Origin of the sequence: Protofrankia symbiont of Coriaria ruscifolia (assembly GCF_900634745.1) — a bacterium.
GTDB lineage: Bacteria > Actinomycetota > Actinomycetes > Frankiales > Frankiaceae > Protofrankia > Protofrankia californiensis.
In genome coordinates this window covers 40,506-55,505 of the sequence record NZ_CAAAFR010000183.1, presented here as the reverse complement: position 1 = coordinate 55,505, position 15,000 = coordinate 40,506, and the positions used below count along the sequence as shown (strand labels likewise).

Annotated in this window: 15 protein-coding genes; 14 read left to right on the top strand and 1 reads right to left on the bottom strand. The window is 69.1% G+C overall.

What is annotated here, in order from left to right:
- Positions 1 to 419 precede the first annotated feature (419 nt).
- From CV1CTNOD_RS20625 to groL, 13 genes are all read left to right on the top strand, one after another.
- Positions 420 to 1,949, top strand: a complete 1,530-nt coding sequence (locus CV1CTNOD_RS20625) for an NAD(P)H-hydrate dehydratase (protein WP_131787635.1) — start codon at positions 420 to 422, stop codon at positions 1,947 to 1,949.
- 480 nt (positions 1,950 to 2,429) lie between these two features.
- A complete protein-coding gene (gene alr, locus CV1CTNOD_RS20620; protein WP_131787634.1) occupies positions 2,430 to 3,713 on the top strand; it encodes an alanine racemase in 1,284 nt (427 codons plus the stop codon).
- Positions 3,710 to 4,921, top strand: a complete 1,212-nt coding sequence (locus CV1CTNOD_RS20615; protein WP_131787633.1) for an alpha/beta fold hydrolase — start codon at positions 3,710 to 3,712, stop codon at positions 4,919 to 4,921. The genes alr and CV1CTNOD_RS20615 overlap by 4 nt, the downstream gene beginning before the upstream one ends.
- A 95-nt stretch (positions 4,922 to 5,016) precedes the next feature.
- Complete coding sequence (gene tsaE, locus CV1CTNOD_RS20610; protein ID WP_431607164.1) at positions 5,017 to 5,640, top strand: tRNA (adenosine(37)-N6)-threonylcarbamoyltransferase complex ATPase subunit type 1 TsaE; 624 nt, start codon at positions 5,017 to 5,019, stop codon at positions 5,638 to 5,640.
- Positions 5,641 to 5,687: 47 nt separating this feature from the next.
- Positions 5,688 to 6,521, top strand: a complete 834-nt coding sequence (gene tsaB / locus CV1CTNOD_RS20605) for a tRNA (adenosine(37)-N6)-threonylcarbamoyltransferase complex dimerization subunit type 1 TsaB (protein WP_131787632.1) — start codon at positions 5,688 to 5,690, stop codon at positions 6,519 to 6,521.
- 88 nt (positions 6,522 to 6,609) lie between these two features.
- Positions 6,610 to 7,233, top strand: coding sequence for a ribosomal protein S18-alanine N-acetyltransferase (gene rimI / locus CV1CTNOD_RS20600; RefSeq protein WP_347402966.1), 624 nt, complete (start codon positions 6,610 to 6,612; stop codon positions 7,231 to 7,233).
- Between the two features lie 235 nt (positions 7,234 to 7,468).
- The gene (tsaD, locus tag CV1CTNOD_RS20595; protein ID WP_131787630.1) at positions 7,469 to 8,500 is read left to right on the top strand and encodes a tRNA (adenosine(37)-N6)-threonylcarbamoyltransferase complex transferase subunit TsaD; all 1,032 of its coding nucleotides are present in this window, start codon (positions 7,469 to 7,471) and stop codon (positions 8,498 to 8,500) included.
- Positions 8,501 to 8,677: 177 nt separating this feature from the next.
- Complete coding sequence (locus CV1CTNOD_RS20590) at positions 8,678 to 8,917, top strand: hypothetical protein (protein WP_131787629.1); 240 nt, start codon at positions 8,678 to 8,680, stop codon at positions 8,915 to 8,917.
- Between the two features lie 256 nt (positions 8,918 to 9,173).
- Positions 9,174 to 9,563, top strand: a complete 390-nt coding sequence (locus tag CV1CTNOD_RS20585) for a hypothetical protein (protein WP_207386579.1) — start codon at positions 9,174 to 9,176, stop codon at positions 9,561 to 9,563.
- 96 nt (positions 9,564 to 9,659) lie between these two features.
- The gene (locus tag CV1CTNOD_RS20580; RefSeq protein ID WP_207386578.1) at positions 9,660 to 9,956 is read left to right on the top strand and encodes a hypothetical protein; all 297 of its coding nucleotides are present in this window, start codon (positions 9,660 to 9,662) and stop codon (positions 9,954 to 9,956) included.
- Positions 9,957 to 9,964: 8 nt separating this feature from the next.
- Positions 9,965 to 10,930, top strand: coding sequence for a UDP-glucuronic acid decarboxylase family protein (locus CV1CTNOD_RS20575; protein ID WP_131787628.1), 966 nt, complete (start codon positions 9,965 to 9,967; stop codon positions 10,928 to 10,930).
- A gap of 426 nt (positions 10,931 to 11,356) precedes the next feature.
- Entirely contained in the window at positions 11,357 to 11,665 is a 309-nt protein-coding gene (gene groES, locus CV1CTNOD_RS20565) for a co-chaperone GroES (protein ID WP_043604033.1), read from the top strand.
- Between the two features lie 268 nt (positions 11,666 to 11,933).
- Positions 11,934 to 13,574, top strand: coding sequence for a chaperonin GroEL (gene groL, locus CV1CTNOD_RS20560; RefSeq protein ID WP_131787627.1), 1,641 nt, complete (start codon positions 11,934 to 11,936; stop codon positions 13,572 to 13,574).
- A gap of 448 nt (positions 13,575 to 14,022) precedes the next feature.
- Here groL and CV1CTNOD_RS20555 read toward each other — a convergent pair whose 3' ends face one another.
- Positions 14,023 to 14,355, bottom strand: coding sequence for a WhiB family transcriptional regulator (locus tag CV1CTNOD_RS20555; protein WP_131768503.1), 333 nt, complete (start codon positions 14,353 to 14,355; stop codon positions 14,023 to 14,025).
- A 154-nt stretch (positions 14,356 to 14,509) separates the two neighbouring features.
- On the opposite strand from CV1CTNOD_RS20555, the gene CV1CTNOD_RS20550 reads away from it, so the two are divergent.
- Positions 14,510 to 15,000: MerR family transcriptional regulator (locus tag CV1CTNOD_RS20550; protein ID WP_131787686.1), on the top strand; the 491-nt coding region annotated here is incomplete at its 3' end.

Below are 15,000 nucleotides of genomic sequence, written 5' to 3'. Positions count from 1 at the left end.
TGGCTGCGGTTCACGGCTGACATGATCTTGTAGCGGCTGTCGGCTTGTAGAGGACGGCGACCGGCAGCCGTCCGTGGCATGGACCGCCGGTCGCGGCCGTACGTGGGAGGCTCGGGCGCATGGCCGTGGTGGGTGTTGGAGCACCTCCTGGCATGACGCAGAGGTGGTCGGCGATCCAGGCGGCCGCCCACGGATCCGGGTGACCGACACCGTTGCGGCCGTTGCCGACAGCCTGGCCATCCGGTCGTGGCATCTCTCCCTCACTCACGACGGTGGGCTGGCAGCGGCGTTCGTCGTCGCCGAAGGCTGACTACAAGCGCCGTAGCGTGACCTCCGGTCAACCATTTCGGGCAACCTCCCCGCAAGCATCGACGAGGTGGGCAGGACACTCCGTCGGAGAAGACGAGAGCATGGGCGGCATGAGGCTTGCTCACACGGTCGTCCAGGTCCGGGAGGCCGAGACGCGGCTGCTCGCCAGTCTGCCTCCAGGCTTGCTGATGCAGCGGGCCGTGCATGGGCTGCTGTCACATGCGGTACGCCGGCTCGGGGGGGTGTACGGCGCTCGGGTCGTCGTTCTGGCTGGCAGCGGTGACAACGGCGGCGACGCGCTGTGGACGGGCGCGCGACTGGCTGCCCGGGGTGCTCGCGTGGACGTGCTTGCTCCGGGGGCCACGCATCCGGCCGGGACGGCGGCTCTGCTTGCGGCGGGTGGTCGCCTGCATGCCGTGTCCGGTCCCGATCCCGACCCTGCGGGTGCGCAACCGCCGGGACCTGGCCTACCGGCCGGCGATGACACCGCCGCGCGCCTGCTCGCCACGGCTGATCTCGTCCTCGACGGTCTGCTCGGTATAGGTGGCAAGGGCGGCCTGCGTTCGGGACATGCCCGGCTGGCAGCACGTGCTCCCAGGGAGCGAACTGTCGCCGTGGACGTTCCGAGCGGGGTGGACTCCGACACCGGTGCGGTGGCAGGCCCGGCCGTCCACGCGAGCAGCACGGTGACCTTCGGGACCTACAAACGTGGCCTGCTGATCGGGCCGGGAGCGGAGCACGCCGGCCAGGTGGAGCTGGTCGACATCGGCCTCACCCTCCCGGCCGCGGACCTTGCCGCGTTGGACGATGCCGACGCGGACCGCCTCCTACCCGTCCCTAGACCGGGGGACTCCAAATACACCCGCGGGGTGCTGGGTCTGGTCGCAGGCAGCGACGCCTACCCGGGCGCAGCAGTGCTCGCCACCGGTGGGGCGCTGCGAGGAGCCGCAGGCTACCTGCGAGTGGTGAGTACCCGCGTGGCCGCCGACCACGTACGCCGTGCGCATCCCGAAGCGGTGGTCACCCAGATCGACCCCGGTGACGCCGACGCCGTTGTCGCGGCCGGACGGGTACAGGCGTGGGCCGTGGGCCCGGGGTTGCCCGCGGACGGCCATACCGCCCGGGTGGTGGCAGCTGTGCTGGCCATCGACATTCCCCTGCTGCTCGACGCTGGCGCGCTGGGCGTGTTGGCCGGGGACGCCCGGTGCGCCGGTGCGCTGCGGGAGCGCACCGCACCGACCCTGCTCACACCCCACGAAGGGGAGTTCGTCCGGCTCGCGGAGGCGCTCGGCTGGGACGCCGACACGACCGTGGGTGAACTGGCCGCGGACCGGCTCGCGGTTGTGCGCCGCTGCGCCGCCGAACTCGGTGTGACCGTGCTGCTGAAGGGAAACCGCACGCTGATCGTCGACCCGAACGGGCCGGCGCGGGTGAACACCACGGGCACGCCATGCCTCGCCACGGCCGGCAGCGGTGACGTCCTGACGGGCCTGTGCGGCTCGTTGCTTGCCGGTGGCTGCTCTGCACTGGACGCCGGCAGCGTGGGCGCCCATTTGCACGGCCGAGCGGCCTCGCGGGCGGGTCGGCCGCTGGCGGCATCCGACCTGCCTGCGCTTTTGCGGCGGCGCCGGCGGCCGTGACGGCTCGTCCGCCGACATCGAAGATCATGGTGACCTCTCTGAGTGATCCGGGGACCTGGGCCTCCGGCGACGCGAGAAAAGCATGATCGCGCCACCTTTGGTCCCTGGGCGAGACGTTCGAGCGACGCCTCCACGGTGATCTCCATATCTCTCGTACGCCAGGCCCGCGGCGCAGCTGTGGATAACCGGCTTCTATCCACAGCTCTGGCCGGCATCCTCGGCATGGTGCTGCCGGCTGTGTTGTCATCGACATCCCGGCACAGCCGGTCGGGGCCGCCGGCCACGAGCAGAGTGGACGGAATCGGGCTGCTGGCCGGAATCTGCTGGCCGGAATGAGGTGAGGTGAGATGATCTCAGGATCTTCTGCCCCGGCGTCGGCGTCGGCGACTGGGATGAACTTGTTACCGTCGAAGCACAGTGCGCCACGACATTCCGACGCGAGTCGGCACAGCTGGCCGGGTAGGTCAGGAAGGCTTCCGGATGACACCGCAGAGTGATGGCCTGCGCGCCTGCGCCATCGTGGACCTGGACGCGGTCCGCGATTCGGTGGCGACTCTGGTCGCCTGTGCCGGGAACGCCGCGACCATGGCAGTGGTGAAGGGCGACGGTTACGGGCACGGGATGCTTGCATGCGCACGTGCTGCTGTGGAAGCGGGTGCAAGCTGGCTCGGGGTCGCCGTCATCGAAGAGGCGCTCGCGTTGCGTGCTGCCGGCTTCACCGTCCCGATCTTCGCATGGCTCACCACCCCGGGAGAGCCGCTCGCGGACGCGGTCGCCGCTGACATCGACCTGTCCGCGTCGGCTCCCTGGGCGCTGGCAGAGATCGCCGCGGCCGCCCGACTTTCCGGTCGGACCGCCCGTGTCCACCTCAAGGTCGACACCGGTCTCAGCCGGGGCGGTGCCACCGAGGCGGACTGGCCGTCCCTGTGCGACGCGGCGGCGGCGCTGGCCGCCGAAAACCTGATCGACGTGGCCGGTGTGTGGAGTCACCTGGCTTTCGCCGACTCGCCCGGCCATCCGACCGTCCGTGGCCAGACCGGGCGTTTCGCCGACGCGGTCACCGTTGCCGAGAAGATCGGCCTGCGTCCGCAGGTGCGCCATCTGGCCAACTCGGCGGCGACGCTGGTCAGCCCGGACGCCCATTTCGATCTGGTTCGCCCTGGAATCGCCGTGTACGGACTGTCACCCGGACCGCAAGTCGGTTCGTCCATGGCCCTGGGTCTGCGCCCGGCCATGACGCTGACCGCCCGGCTGGCGCTGGCCAAACGGGTACCGGCGGGCAGCGGTGTGTCCTACGCCCACCGGTACACCACCACGACGGAGTCAACCCTTGGACTGATACCGCTCGGGTACGCCGACGGCATCCCGCGGGCGGCCGGCAACACCGCCGAGGTGCTGCTCGCGGGCCGGCGTCGGCGTATCGCCGGAACCGTCTGCATGGACCAGTTCGTGGTGGACGTCGGCGACGATCCGATCCAGGCAGGCGACCAGGTGGTCCTGTTCGGGCCGGGGGATCACGGCGAACCCACCGCACAGGACTGGGCGGACGCCCTCGGCACGATCAACTACGAGATCGTCACCAGGGTCGGCGTCCGGGTGCCCCGCGTCCATCTGAATGTCTCCGTCGAGCCTCGTGGCACCGGCCGGCGGTCGTCCGCTTCGCCGGGCGCCGGCCCGTCCACTCCCGGCCAGTCCGGCATCGCTTCCTCCAGCGTCGGCCCGTCCGGCGCTGGTTCGTCGGCGCTGGAGCAGCTTCCGTCATGAGTGCGTCCCTGGAGCCGGATGGCGCCTTACGGACCGCGGCGGCTGGCCGGCTCCCCGGTATCGGGCGCAGCCTTGGCCGGGCGGGCCGCGCTGTTGCCCGGATGCGGGCGGCGCGAACAGCGGGAATTGCGGGCCTCGTCACAGCGGTCGTCATAGGAACGGCGGCGGAACGGCGGTTGGCGCGCATCCGTTCCGAGCGGGTCGGCGCGAGTAACGAGGAGCCGGTCGCCCCGGTCGGCGGGCATCCGACCACGGTGATCGCCTCTGACGGGGTGCCGTTACACGTCGAGATCGTCGACGATTCCAGCGCGCCGCTCACCCTCGTGTTCGTTCACGGCTTCTGTGTCAGCCTCGACTGCTGGACGTTCCAGCGCCGGGACCTGGCCGACTGCGGCCGGTTGGTGTTCTACGACCAGCGAACACACGGTGCCTCGGGCCCCTCGGAGCTTGAGGGGTGCACGATCGAGCAGCTTGGTGACGATCTGTATCGGGTGCTGACCGAGGTGGTACCGACCGGACCGGTGGTTCTCATCGGGCACTCGATGGGCGGGATGACGATCCTCGCGCTGGCCGACGCCCATCCGGGGCTCTTCGGTGACCGGGTCGCCGGGGTCGCGCTCCTGTCGACCAGCGCCGGCAGCCTGGCAACGGTCACCTTCGGCCTGCCCGCGACGGCTACGGTGGCGCTGCGGGCCTGTCTGCCCGGTCTCGCGGTCGGTATGCGCTACGCTCCGTCGCTGTTGGAACGGGGGCGCAGCCACGGCAGCGACATCGCCTGGGTCCTCACCCGCCGGATCGGCTTCGGCTCGACCAGCGTCGGGCCGCCTGTGGTGGCATTCCTGGAAAAAATGGTGGCTGCCACACCGCTGCGCGTGATTGCGGCCTTCCTGCCCGCTCTGATCGCTCATGACAAACTGGTTGCCGCGGCGGTGCTGGTGGCGACTCCGACGCTGATCCTTGTCGGTGACGCCGATGTGATGACTCCGGTGGAGCACAGCCGCACACTTGCCGACGCGCTCCCCGAAGCGGACCTTGTGGTCATACCCGGAGCCGGGCACACCGTCGTCATGGAGCGTCCGGACGAGGTCAACGCGGCACTGCGTACCCTCGTCCAGCGAGCAACCACCCATCAGCCGCAATCGCGCAATCCGGTCGTCCCCGCCCCTCGGGACCACGGCCCGGACGACATCTCCGTATGGAAACCCTGAGATGGACACCGTGAGTATGGGGTTGCGAACCTGATGTTGCGAACCTGACGTTGCGAGCATGATGTCGTGAGGTGGACGTTGTGAGTGGCCCGGACATGCCGCTGCCGACCCCCGCCGGCGGTCCGGTGGGGGTCGGTGGTGCCGGGTTGGTGGTCGAGGCCCCGGACGCCGACACCATGCGCGAGGTCGGCAGGCGGCTGGCCGGTGTGCTGCGCGCAGGCGACCTCGTGGTCCTGGCCGGGCCGCTCGGCGCCGGTAAAACCGTGCTCGTCCAGGGCATTGCCGCGGGCCTGGGTGTCGCCGGGGCAGTCACCTCGCCGACCTTCGTGATCGCCCGGGTACACGCGGACGGCCGCGTGCCCCTGGTGCATGTGGATGCCTACCGCCTGGGCGGGTTCGTCGAGGTCGAGGACATCGACCTCGACGCCGACATCGAGGAATCCGTGACCGTGGTCGAATGGGGTTCGGGCCTGGTGGAGGGGCTGGCCAGCACGCATCTACGTGTGGAGATCGAGCGTCCCGAGGACGCGATGCCGCTGCCCCTTGCGGGTACCACCGACGCCCGCGAGGTCCCCGACGCCGGGGGGAGACGCGTGATCCGCATGGTTGGCAGCGGTGGGGACTGGCCGCAGCGCATGCTGTCGTTACTGCCCTCGTTGCCGGACGCGGTGACCTCGCCGACCTCGCCACGCCGGTGGCGAGATCGAGCTGTCCCGTAAGGATCAAGGAATGATCTTATGGTTGGCAGCGGGCTAGGCTGTCGAACGTGCTGCTCATCGCTCTTGACACGGCGACACCCGCCTGCTCGGTTGCGCTCGTCGACGTGGACCGTGTGCGCACGGCCGGCGCGGCGGAGGCGGGCAGGGAGTCCGGGGCGGATGCGGGCAGGCGGGCCGTCAGGGTGACGGGCCGAGCGTTGCGCCAGGTTGTCGATCCGCGACGGCACGCCGAGCTGCTTGTACCGCTGGTACGGGAGGTTCTCGACGAAGCGGCCGTACGTCCTGCCGATCTCGACGCCGTGGTGGTGGGTCTCGGGCCCGGTCCTTTCACGAGCCTGCGGGTGGGAGTGGTGACCGCTGGAGCATTCGCGGACGCTCTTGGTAAGCCTGCCTACGGCATCTGCTCGCTGGACGGTGTCGGTGCCGACATCCCGGGCCGGGTGGCTGTGGCAACCGACGCGCGACGCCGTGAGGTCTACTGGGCGGTCTACGCCGACGGCGCACGCATCGCCGGACCCTCCGTGGGGCGACCACAGAGCGTCGTCGACGCACTGCGTGAAATGTCCATTGACCGGGTGGTCGGCTCGGGGGTCGCTCTGTACCCGGACGCGTTCGCCGACCTCACCGGCACCGACCCGGATTCCGGTCCGGGTGGCGGTCCGGGGCCTGGCGCAGGCGCGCAGGTTGCTTCGACTTCGAGCCTGGATCAGGCCTGCGGGTCGGTCCGCTCGGTCGACCCTAGGTACCCCTCTCCGATCAGTCTCGCCCGCCTGGCCGCCTCGGATGCTCTCGCCCGCCGGCCGCCGGCGCCGCTGGTTCCGCTGTACCTGCGTCGGCCGGACGCGGCCGAGCCGCACCCGCCGAAGGCGGTGGCCGTGTGACGGGTCATGGAGGTCATGCAATGGTCCTGATGCGCCGGACGCCCGATCATCGGCGTGTCTTCGCATGGGCCTCACCCGGGGTGCGATCGTGAACTCTCCCATTCCGCCGGATGGCACAGACAGCGCCCGGCAGGACGCGGGCAGCCCTCGGAGTGCGGGCGGTGCTCCAGGCGTAGGCAGTACTCCCGCCGCAGGCGGTGCTCGGCATAACCATGTTGCGTTCGAGCCGCTGCGCTGGTGGCACCTTGACGACGTCGTCACCCTGGAACGGGAGATCTTCACCGAGGACGCCTGGACGCCCGAGCTGTTCTGGTCCGAGCTCGCCCAGGGCGTGGCACGGCACTACCTGGCCGCCGTCCGTGACAACCGGATCGTCGGCTACGGAGGGCTCGCTGTTCATGACGACGAGTCCTACATACAGACCCTCGGTGTCGCCGCGGACGCCCGCGGCGGCGGTGTCGCCACCCGGCTGCTGGTCGCGCTGCTGCGCCATGCCCGCGGGTGCGGCGCCCACCGTTGCGAGCTGGAGGTACGCACCGACAACACCGTGGCCCAGTCCCTCTACCGGCGCCTGGGGTTCGTCGAACTCGGGGTACGCAGGGGCTACTACCAACCGTCCGGAGCCGACGCCTTTGTGATGTTGGCCGACCGGATACACCGCAGCGACTACGGCAGGATGCTGGACGCGGCCGAGCAGGCGGTATCGGGGTGACAGCGGTGCCGGGAGCAACAGAAGCAGAGGTAACAGGAGTGACGGCGGTGCCGTGGGCTGACGGCGTTGCCGGGGCCGGTGGTGCTACCCCGGTGACGGCGGCAATGAGGACAACAAGAGGTAATACGCGGTGATGACGGTGTCGTGGGCTGATGGCGTTGCCGGGGCCGATGGCGCTGTCCCGATGACGGTGGTGTCCCGATGACGGTGGTGTCGAGGTGACGGTGGTGTCGGGGTGAGTGGGGCCCGCGCGGGTGACGCGCCGCTGGTGCTGGGGATCGAGACCTCCTGCGACGAGACCGGGGTGGGCCTGGTCCGGGGCGGGGTGCTGCTCGCGGACACGCTCGCGTCGTCCGTCGACGAGCACGCCCGCTACGGCGGGGTCATCCCCGAGATCGCAGCCCGCGCGCACGTCGAGGCGATGGTGCCCACGGTGGAGCGGGCGCTGTCCCAGGCGGGGTTGCGGCACCGCGACGTGGACGCGGTCGCGGTCACTGCCGGTCCCGGTCTCGCCGGTGCGCTGCTGGTCGGGGTGGCCGCGGCAAAGGCCTATGCGTTCGCGCTCGGCGTCCCGCTCTACGGCGTCCATCATCTGGCCGCGCATGTGGCGGTCGACACCCTTGAACACGGACCGCTGCCCGGACCGTCCATCGCGTTGCTGGTCTCCGGCGGGCATTCGTCGCTGCTACTCATCCCGGATCTCGCCAGCGGCGAGGTGAGCTCGCTGGGGGCGACCGTCGACGACGCCGCGGGTGAGGCATACGACAAGGTTGCCCGGCTGCTCGGAATGCCGTTCCCGGGCGGGCCGCCCATCGACCGGGCGGCCCGCGACGGGAACCCGACGATCGCCTTCCCGCGCGCCAAGGCGACCGACGGCACCTTCGACTTCTCCTTCAGCGGGTTGAAGACCGCTGTGGCCCGGTGGGTGGAGGCACGCCGCCGGGCCGGGGAGCCCGTGCCCATCGCCGATGTCGCCGCGTCCTTCCAGGAGGCGGTCGTGGACGTGCTGACCGCGAAGTCGGTCGCGGCCTGCCGGGCCCGCGGGGTGGACACTCTGGTGATCGGCGGCGGTGTGGCGGCGAACAGCAGGCTGCGGGCGCTGGCGGCGGCACGCTGCGAAGCCGCGGGCATCACGCTGCGGGTGCCCCGGCCGGGGTTGTGCACCGACAACGGCGCGATGGTCGCCGCGCTCGGCTCCCTCCAGGTCGAAGCCGGGGTGCCCCCGTCCCCGCTGGACATCCCCGCCTCTTCGACCCTCCCGTTCTGACCAGGCCGCTTCCCAGCACGACCGCTTCCCGACATGACCGCCGCCTGCTGGGGGTCGCGGATCGGCGTGGACGTCCCGATGGCGATGATTGTTCCTTGTGGGGGGACGCGGAGGCAGACGCCGGCGGCCGGTCGGCATGCTGCTGGGGCTCGCTGGTGCGGCGGGGGCGGTAGCCGCATGGCGCAGCGGACAGGGCGCGGCTGCCACCCTCGCCGTGGTCGTCGCCGCGGCAGGGCTGTATCTGGCCTGGGCGGGCTACGCCGCCGACCGGCGGGACGCCCAGGCCGGGCCCGCGCCCTGCTGGCCGCCGGGCTGGTCCTGCCCGTCCTCGACGGGCTCGACGAGATCGACGAGATCGACGAGATCCATTCCGGTGGCCGCGACCAGGCCCTAATGGGAGCTACCGGGTCGCCGTAAGGCAGGCTCGGTTCCGGTAGCCGCTGGTAGGTGAGCACTCCAGGCCCCTCATGGGGTTCATGGCCGTGTTCATGATGCCAACGGTTGTGCCCGTGTGGCTCGCAGTCGTGTTTGTGGCCGTGGCCGGGCTCGCGCTTGGACTTGGTGGCATCACTGCGGACACGCAGCGAGCAGCGGACCCACGGTCTGTTCTGGTCCAAGATCGTTCCAGGGTGCTCGCGAGCATGCTTGCAGTCGGACCTATGATCATGCTTTCTTGGGGTTTATCCAGCTCGTGGCCGGACTCGCGGGCCTGTTCGGGCTCGTGGCCGGACTCGAGAGCGGTCTTGTGACAAGACTCACGAGCGACCTCGGGGCCGGACCTGTGTTTGAGCCTGTGGCTGGGCTCGCGAGCGGCCTCGGGGCCGGGCTCGTGTTTGGGCTTGTGGCTGGGCTCGCGGGCGTGTTCGGGCTCGTGCTCGGGCTCGACTCGGCATGGGGGCGTTTGGGCCTCGCCCGGCTCTGGCTGGCCTGGCACGGTCATCAGCCCCCGCGGCTGATGGCGTTTCTTGCTGACGCCCACGAGCGGGGAATCCTTCGGCAGGCCGGGGCGGTGTGGGAGTTCCGTCATGCCAACCTGCAGCGTCGCCTCGCCAACAGACCCTGACTTGCCAACCGATCGCTGACATGCGTCGGCTGGACGTCCAGCCGACGCATCCGGTCACGGCGCCGGTTGTGGTCGAAGATGGAAGCTGTGGCTGGTGTGACGCGTATGTGGGAGGCACGGGCGGCGCGGGGGCGCATGGACGATCTCCTCGCCTGGCTCGGCCGGGCCGTGGCGGGCACTGCGGCGGAGATCTACCGGGGGGCCGGCGACAACCGTGACGTCGTGGTGGTCCTTTTCCATCCGTCCGTGACCGACCCGTCGGCGGCTCCACCGGCGCACCGCGACCACGTGTCCGTCATCGCGGACATTCCGCCGGGCCTGCTCGCGCGTTCTGCGCAGGAGTGGGACTTCGAGCGCGTATCGTCACCCGGACCGGATATCAATGACCGGTAGGGAGACCGATGAAAAGAAGCGTTGTCACCGGAGGTGCCGGCTTTCTGGGGTCGCACCTGTGTGAACGGTTGCTCGACGAAGGCCATGCGGTCATCTGCCTGGACAACTTCGTCACCGGGACCCCGGTGAATGTCGCGCACCTGACCGGGCACGAGCACTTTCGGCTCGTCCGTTGTAATGTGACTGATTATGTTCATGTTACTGGTCCGGTCGACTATGTGCTGCACTTCGCCTCACCGGCGAGTCCCATCGACTATCTGAATCTACCGATTCACACCTTGAAGGTCGGCTCGATCGGTACCCTGCACGCTCTCGGTCTTGCCAAGGAGAAACACGCGCGTTTCGTGCTGGCGTCCACCTCGGAGGTCTATGGCGATCCGCAGGTCCATCCGCAGCCCGAGGACTACTGGGGTCACGTCAATCCGGTGGGGCCGCGGGGTGTGTACGACGAGGCCAAGAGGTTCGGTGAAGCGCTTACCATGGCCTATCGCCGTAGCCACGGGGTGGACGCCGGAATCGTCCGGATCTTCAACACCCATGGGCCTCGGATGCGCCCCAACGACGGCCGGGCGATTCCCGCCTTCGCGACCCAGGCGCTGCGCGGTGAACCCATCACCGTCGCCGGTGACGGAAGCCAGACCCGGTCGATCATATATGTTGACGATCTGGTGGAGGGGATCGTGCGGATGACATTTTCTGGTCACCCCGGTCCGATGAACATCGGAAATCCCCACGAGCTGTCCATCCTCGAACTTGCGGAGCTCGTCCGCGAGGTGGCCAAGAGCGAATCCGTCATCTCGTTCATTCCGCGTCCGGAGGACGACCCGACGGTCCGCCAGCCCGACATATCCCTGGCCCGGGAGATCCTCGGCTGGGAACCCGCCGTCGACCTGCGCAGCGGACTCGACAGTACGGTCTCCTGGTTCCGTGGACACCCTGACGTTATCCGGCGGGACGCCAGCCGGCCGGACTGAGGGACGACAGCGGTCGGGGCGGCGCGCCGGTTGTTTCCGGCTGTCCCCGCCGCGCCTGCCCTCCCGGCCGCGCCCATCGTCCCTGCCGTCCCCGCGGCGTCCGGCGCCATGTCCGGTGCCGGGGGTGTGTCGCCAGTAAGCGGGGCCGGCGTGGTCGGCGGGGGTCGGCAAGCTGGCAGGCGCAGCCGGGGCCGCAGCCTGGGAGCGGCTTGTCCGGCTCGGCGAGGGCCGGCAGGGTGGCAGGGTTGCCGCTCATCGCCGTCCAGGTCGCTCTTGACAGTTCTGACCGTGTTGGTTGACGTGGGCGGAGCGGGTGCTAAGTTGGCACTCGGCACGTGAGAGTGCCAGCGACAACAGGCGCCTGTTCACCCGCGACGGCAGGCCGCCAGGGTCGCTCTCTCATCCAGCGCAGGAAGGGGGAGGTCGATCGTGACGACCGCCACCAAGGTTGCGATCAAGCCACTCGAAGATCGCATTGTCGTACAGCCGTCCGATGCCGAGCAGACCACGGCGTCAGGCATTGTGATCCCGGACACGGCCAAGGAGAAGCCGCAGGAGGGCACCGTCCTCGCTGTGGGGCCGGGCCGCTTTGAGGACGGCAAGAGGGTTCCGCTCGACGTCAAGGTCGGTGATGTCGTGCTGTACAGCAAGTACGGCGGCACCGAGGTCAAGTACGCCGGCGAGGAGTACCTGGTTCTCTCCGCTCGCGATGTTCTGGCGATCATCGAGAAGTAGGTATTCCGGCAAGGATCCAAGGGTGTGTTTCGCCAGTCTGGACGGTATTCGTCCGGATCGGCGAAACACGCCCGGTCGCCATCGGGCCGTGCCCGGTGGACATTGGTCGATGCGGACGGTCGTCGTCTGGGCGCCGATTCGCGCGATTGACGATCCGCCGGACGCGGCCTAGGGCCACAAGGGTGCACGATCATGGCTTCTTGCGCGTGCCCGGAGGCCCGAAGGGATTCCAGGGCACGCCCTGAGCCGGTTCGGGAGGACCACCTAAATGCCCAAGATTCTGTCATTTAGCGAGGATGCTCGCCATGCTCTTGAGCATGGGGTGAACGCCCTCGCGGACGCTGTGAAGGTGACGATCGGTCCGCGTGGCCGCAACGTCGTCATCGACAAGTCCTACGGCGCGCCGACGATCACCAACGACGGGGTGACGATCGCGCGCGAGATCGAACTGGACAACCCCAACGAGAACCTGGGTGCCCAGCTCGCCAAGGAAGTCGCCACCAAGACCAATGACGTTGCCGGTGACGGCACCACCACCGCGACCGTCCTCGCTCAGGCGATGGTTCGCAGCGGCCTGCGTCAGGTCGTGGCCGGCGCGCCGCCGATATCGCTCAGGGTCGGTATCGAGGCTGCTGTCGAGGCCGTCTCGAAGGCCCTGCTGGAGCAGGCCATCGGGGTCGACTCGAAAGAGGTCATCGCCCATGTCGCGGCCATTTCGGCCCAGGACGCGAAGGTCGGCGAACTGATTGCCGAGGCGATCGACCGGATCGGCAAGGACGGTGTGATCACCGTCGAGGAGAGCCAGACCCTGGGTCTGGAACTCGAGCTCACCGAGGGAATGCAGTTCGACAAGGGCTACATCTCCCCGTATTTCGTCAGCGACGCCGAGCGCATGGAGGCCGTCCTCGAGGACGCCTACGTGCTGCTGCACCCCGGCAAGATCAGCGCGTTGAGCGATATCCTTCCCCTCCTCGAGAAGGTGGTGGAGGCGCGTAAGCCACTGTTGATCATTGCCGAGGACGTCGAGGGAGAGGCGCTGTCGACCCTTGTCGTCAACGCCATCCGTAAGACCTTCCAGGTCGTCGCGGTCAAGGCCCCCGGCTTCGGTGACCGGCGCAAGGCGATCCTGCAGGACATCGCCGTCCTCACCGGCGGGCAGGTCGTCGCGTCCGAGGTTGGTCTAAAGATCGACTCGGTCGGCCTGGACGATCTCGGTCGGGCGCGCAGGATCGTCGTCGACAAGGACAACACGACCATCGTCGACGGTGTCGGCGACGAGACGAGCGTGGTCGACCGGGTGCGTCAGCTCCGCAGTGAGATCGAGGCCAGCGACTCCGACTGGGACCGTGAGAAGTTGCAGGAGCGGGTCGCCAAGCTCGCCGGCGGTGTCGCGGTGATCAGGGTCGGCGCGGCCACCGAGGTCGAGCTCAAGGAGAAGAAGCATCGCCTGGAGGATGCCATCTCGGCCACGCGTGCGGCGGTGGAGGAAGGCATTGTCGCTGGTGGTGGGTCGGCCCTGTTGCATGCCGCCGCGGTGCTCGACGACGGCTTGGGGCGTACCGGGGACGAGCTGGCCGGGGTGCGCATCGTTCGTGACGCGCTCGCCGCCCCGCTGACCTGGATCGCACGCAATGCCGGTTTCGAAGGAGCGGTGATCGTCTCTCGGGTCAGGGAGCAGCCGGTCGGCAGTGGCTTCAACGCCGCCCGTGGCGAGTTCACCAACCTGATCGCCGACGGTGTGGTCGACCCGGTGAAGGTGACTCGGTCGGCCGTGGTGAACGCCGCGTCGATCGCCGGGCTGCTCATCACGACCGAGAGCCTGGTCACGGAGAAGCCGGCCAAGCCCGCGCCGGAGGCCGGCGGCCACAACCACGGTGGGCACTCGCACTCGCACGGACCGAGCTTCTGAGCAACTGGATCACCGTGGTGGGCTTGTCTCAAGTAGCAAGAGCATCTGATCGGTAAGAGCGCCCGAGGATAGGACCGTCCGGCTCACGGGGTCCTGCCCTCGGGGGCTCCGGAGATTTTTCTTTCAAGATCTTGCTTGTGTTCAAGATCTTGCATCTGCCGGTATCTCGTCGCGTGGGAACGCCGGAGGGTAACGCTGTAGATACGCCAAGAGGCCTGGTAGGACGATGTTGGACGTCCTACCAGGCCTCTTGCGCGTTCACCGTTGGTGCCCCTGGAGCGCTGCGGTCACACATCGCGGGTGATCCAACCGGTGGGGTCGCCTTGTCCGTACATCTCGTTACGAGACTGGGGACGCCGGAGGCACCTAGCCGGCACGGCGATCATCGTGACTGTGATTGCGGCGGCCCTGACATACATGATCACGTATGAACATGATCATGCATGAATCAGCATGCCGGAGCAAGCCCCGGGCGGGTCGGGCTGTGCCGCCCCGCCCCGCGCCGCGTTCGGCCGGTCAGGATGGCCTCCCGCTCGGATTCGCTCAGCCCGCCCCACACCCCGTAGGGTTCGCGGGCCTGCAGGGCGTGCTCCGCACATGCCTGGATCACGGGACATCGCGCGCAGACGGCCTTGGCAGCTGCCTCACGAGCCGCACGCGCCGGGCCTCGCTCCCCTTCGGGGTGGAAGAAGAGCTCGGTGCTCTCCCCACGGCAGGCGCCGTGAAGCTGCCACTCCCACTTCTCGGCACCGGGGCCTGGAAGTCGTCGGACGTCGGTCATCGGCCTGAGCCCCCCCTCTCAACCATGGGCGGCTGGCGCCGCAGCTACACCGTAGTACCGCGCCATATGTTGTTCAACATAGAGAATCACTCGGCGCGTAGTCGTTCGGAGCCGGTTCGTCGCCAAGTTGTGGGTACGGTCGCCGAGAGCCACCATGAGCGCTGTGACCCCCTCCCCGGACCCGGCGGAGCGCAATCCGCGGTACACCGTTGCCGCGGTTGCCCGGCGGCTGGGAATCGCGCCCGCGACCCTGCGTACATGGAACCGCCGGTACGGGCTCGGTCCAGCCGACCATGTTTCCGGTACCCGCCGCAGGTACGGCCCACACGACCTGGCTCGGCTGGAGTTCATGTGCCGTCTCACGCAGGCTGGGATCGCGCCGGCAGAGGCGGCCCGCATGGCCAAGAGCGTGCTTCCCGACGACCTGCCGGAGCCGCGGTGGCCGGCACCGCTTCGACAGGTCGAGGACGGACCACGTTCCGTAGCCGACTCCGGGCAGTCGGGCGAGCCTGACACCCGGGGAATCGATCAGCAGCGCACCGGTAAGCCGGTCGTGCTCGCGCTTTCCTCCCACGACGGCCGTAGAGCTGCCGAGAACATCTCCGGGCCCACGGTCATGACCGGGCCCGCCGTCGTCACCGGGCC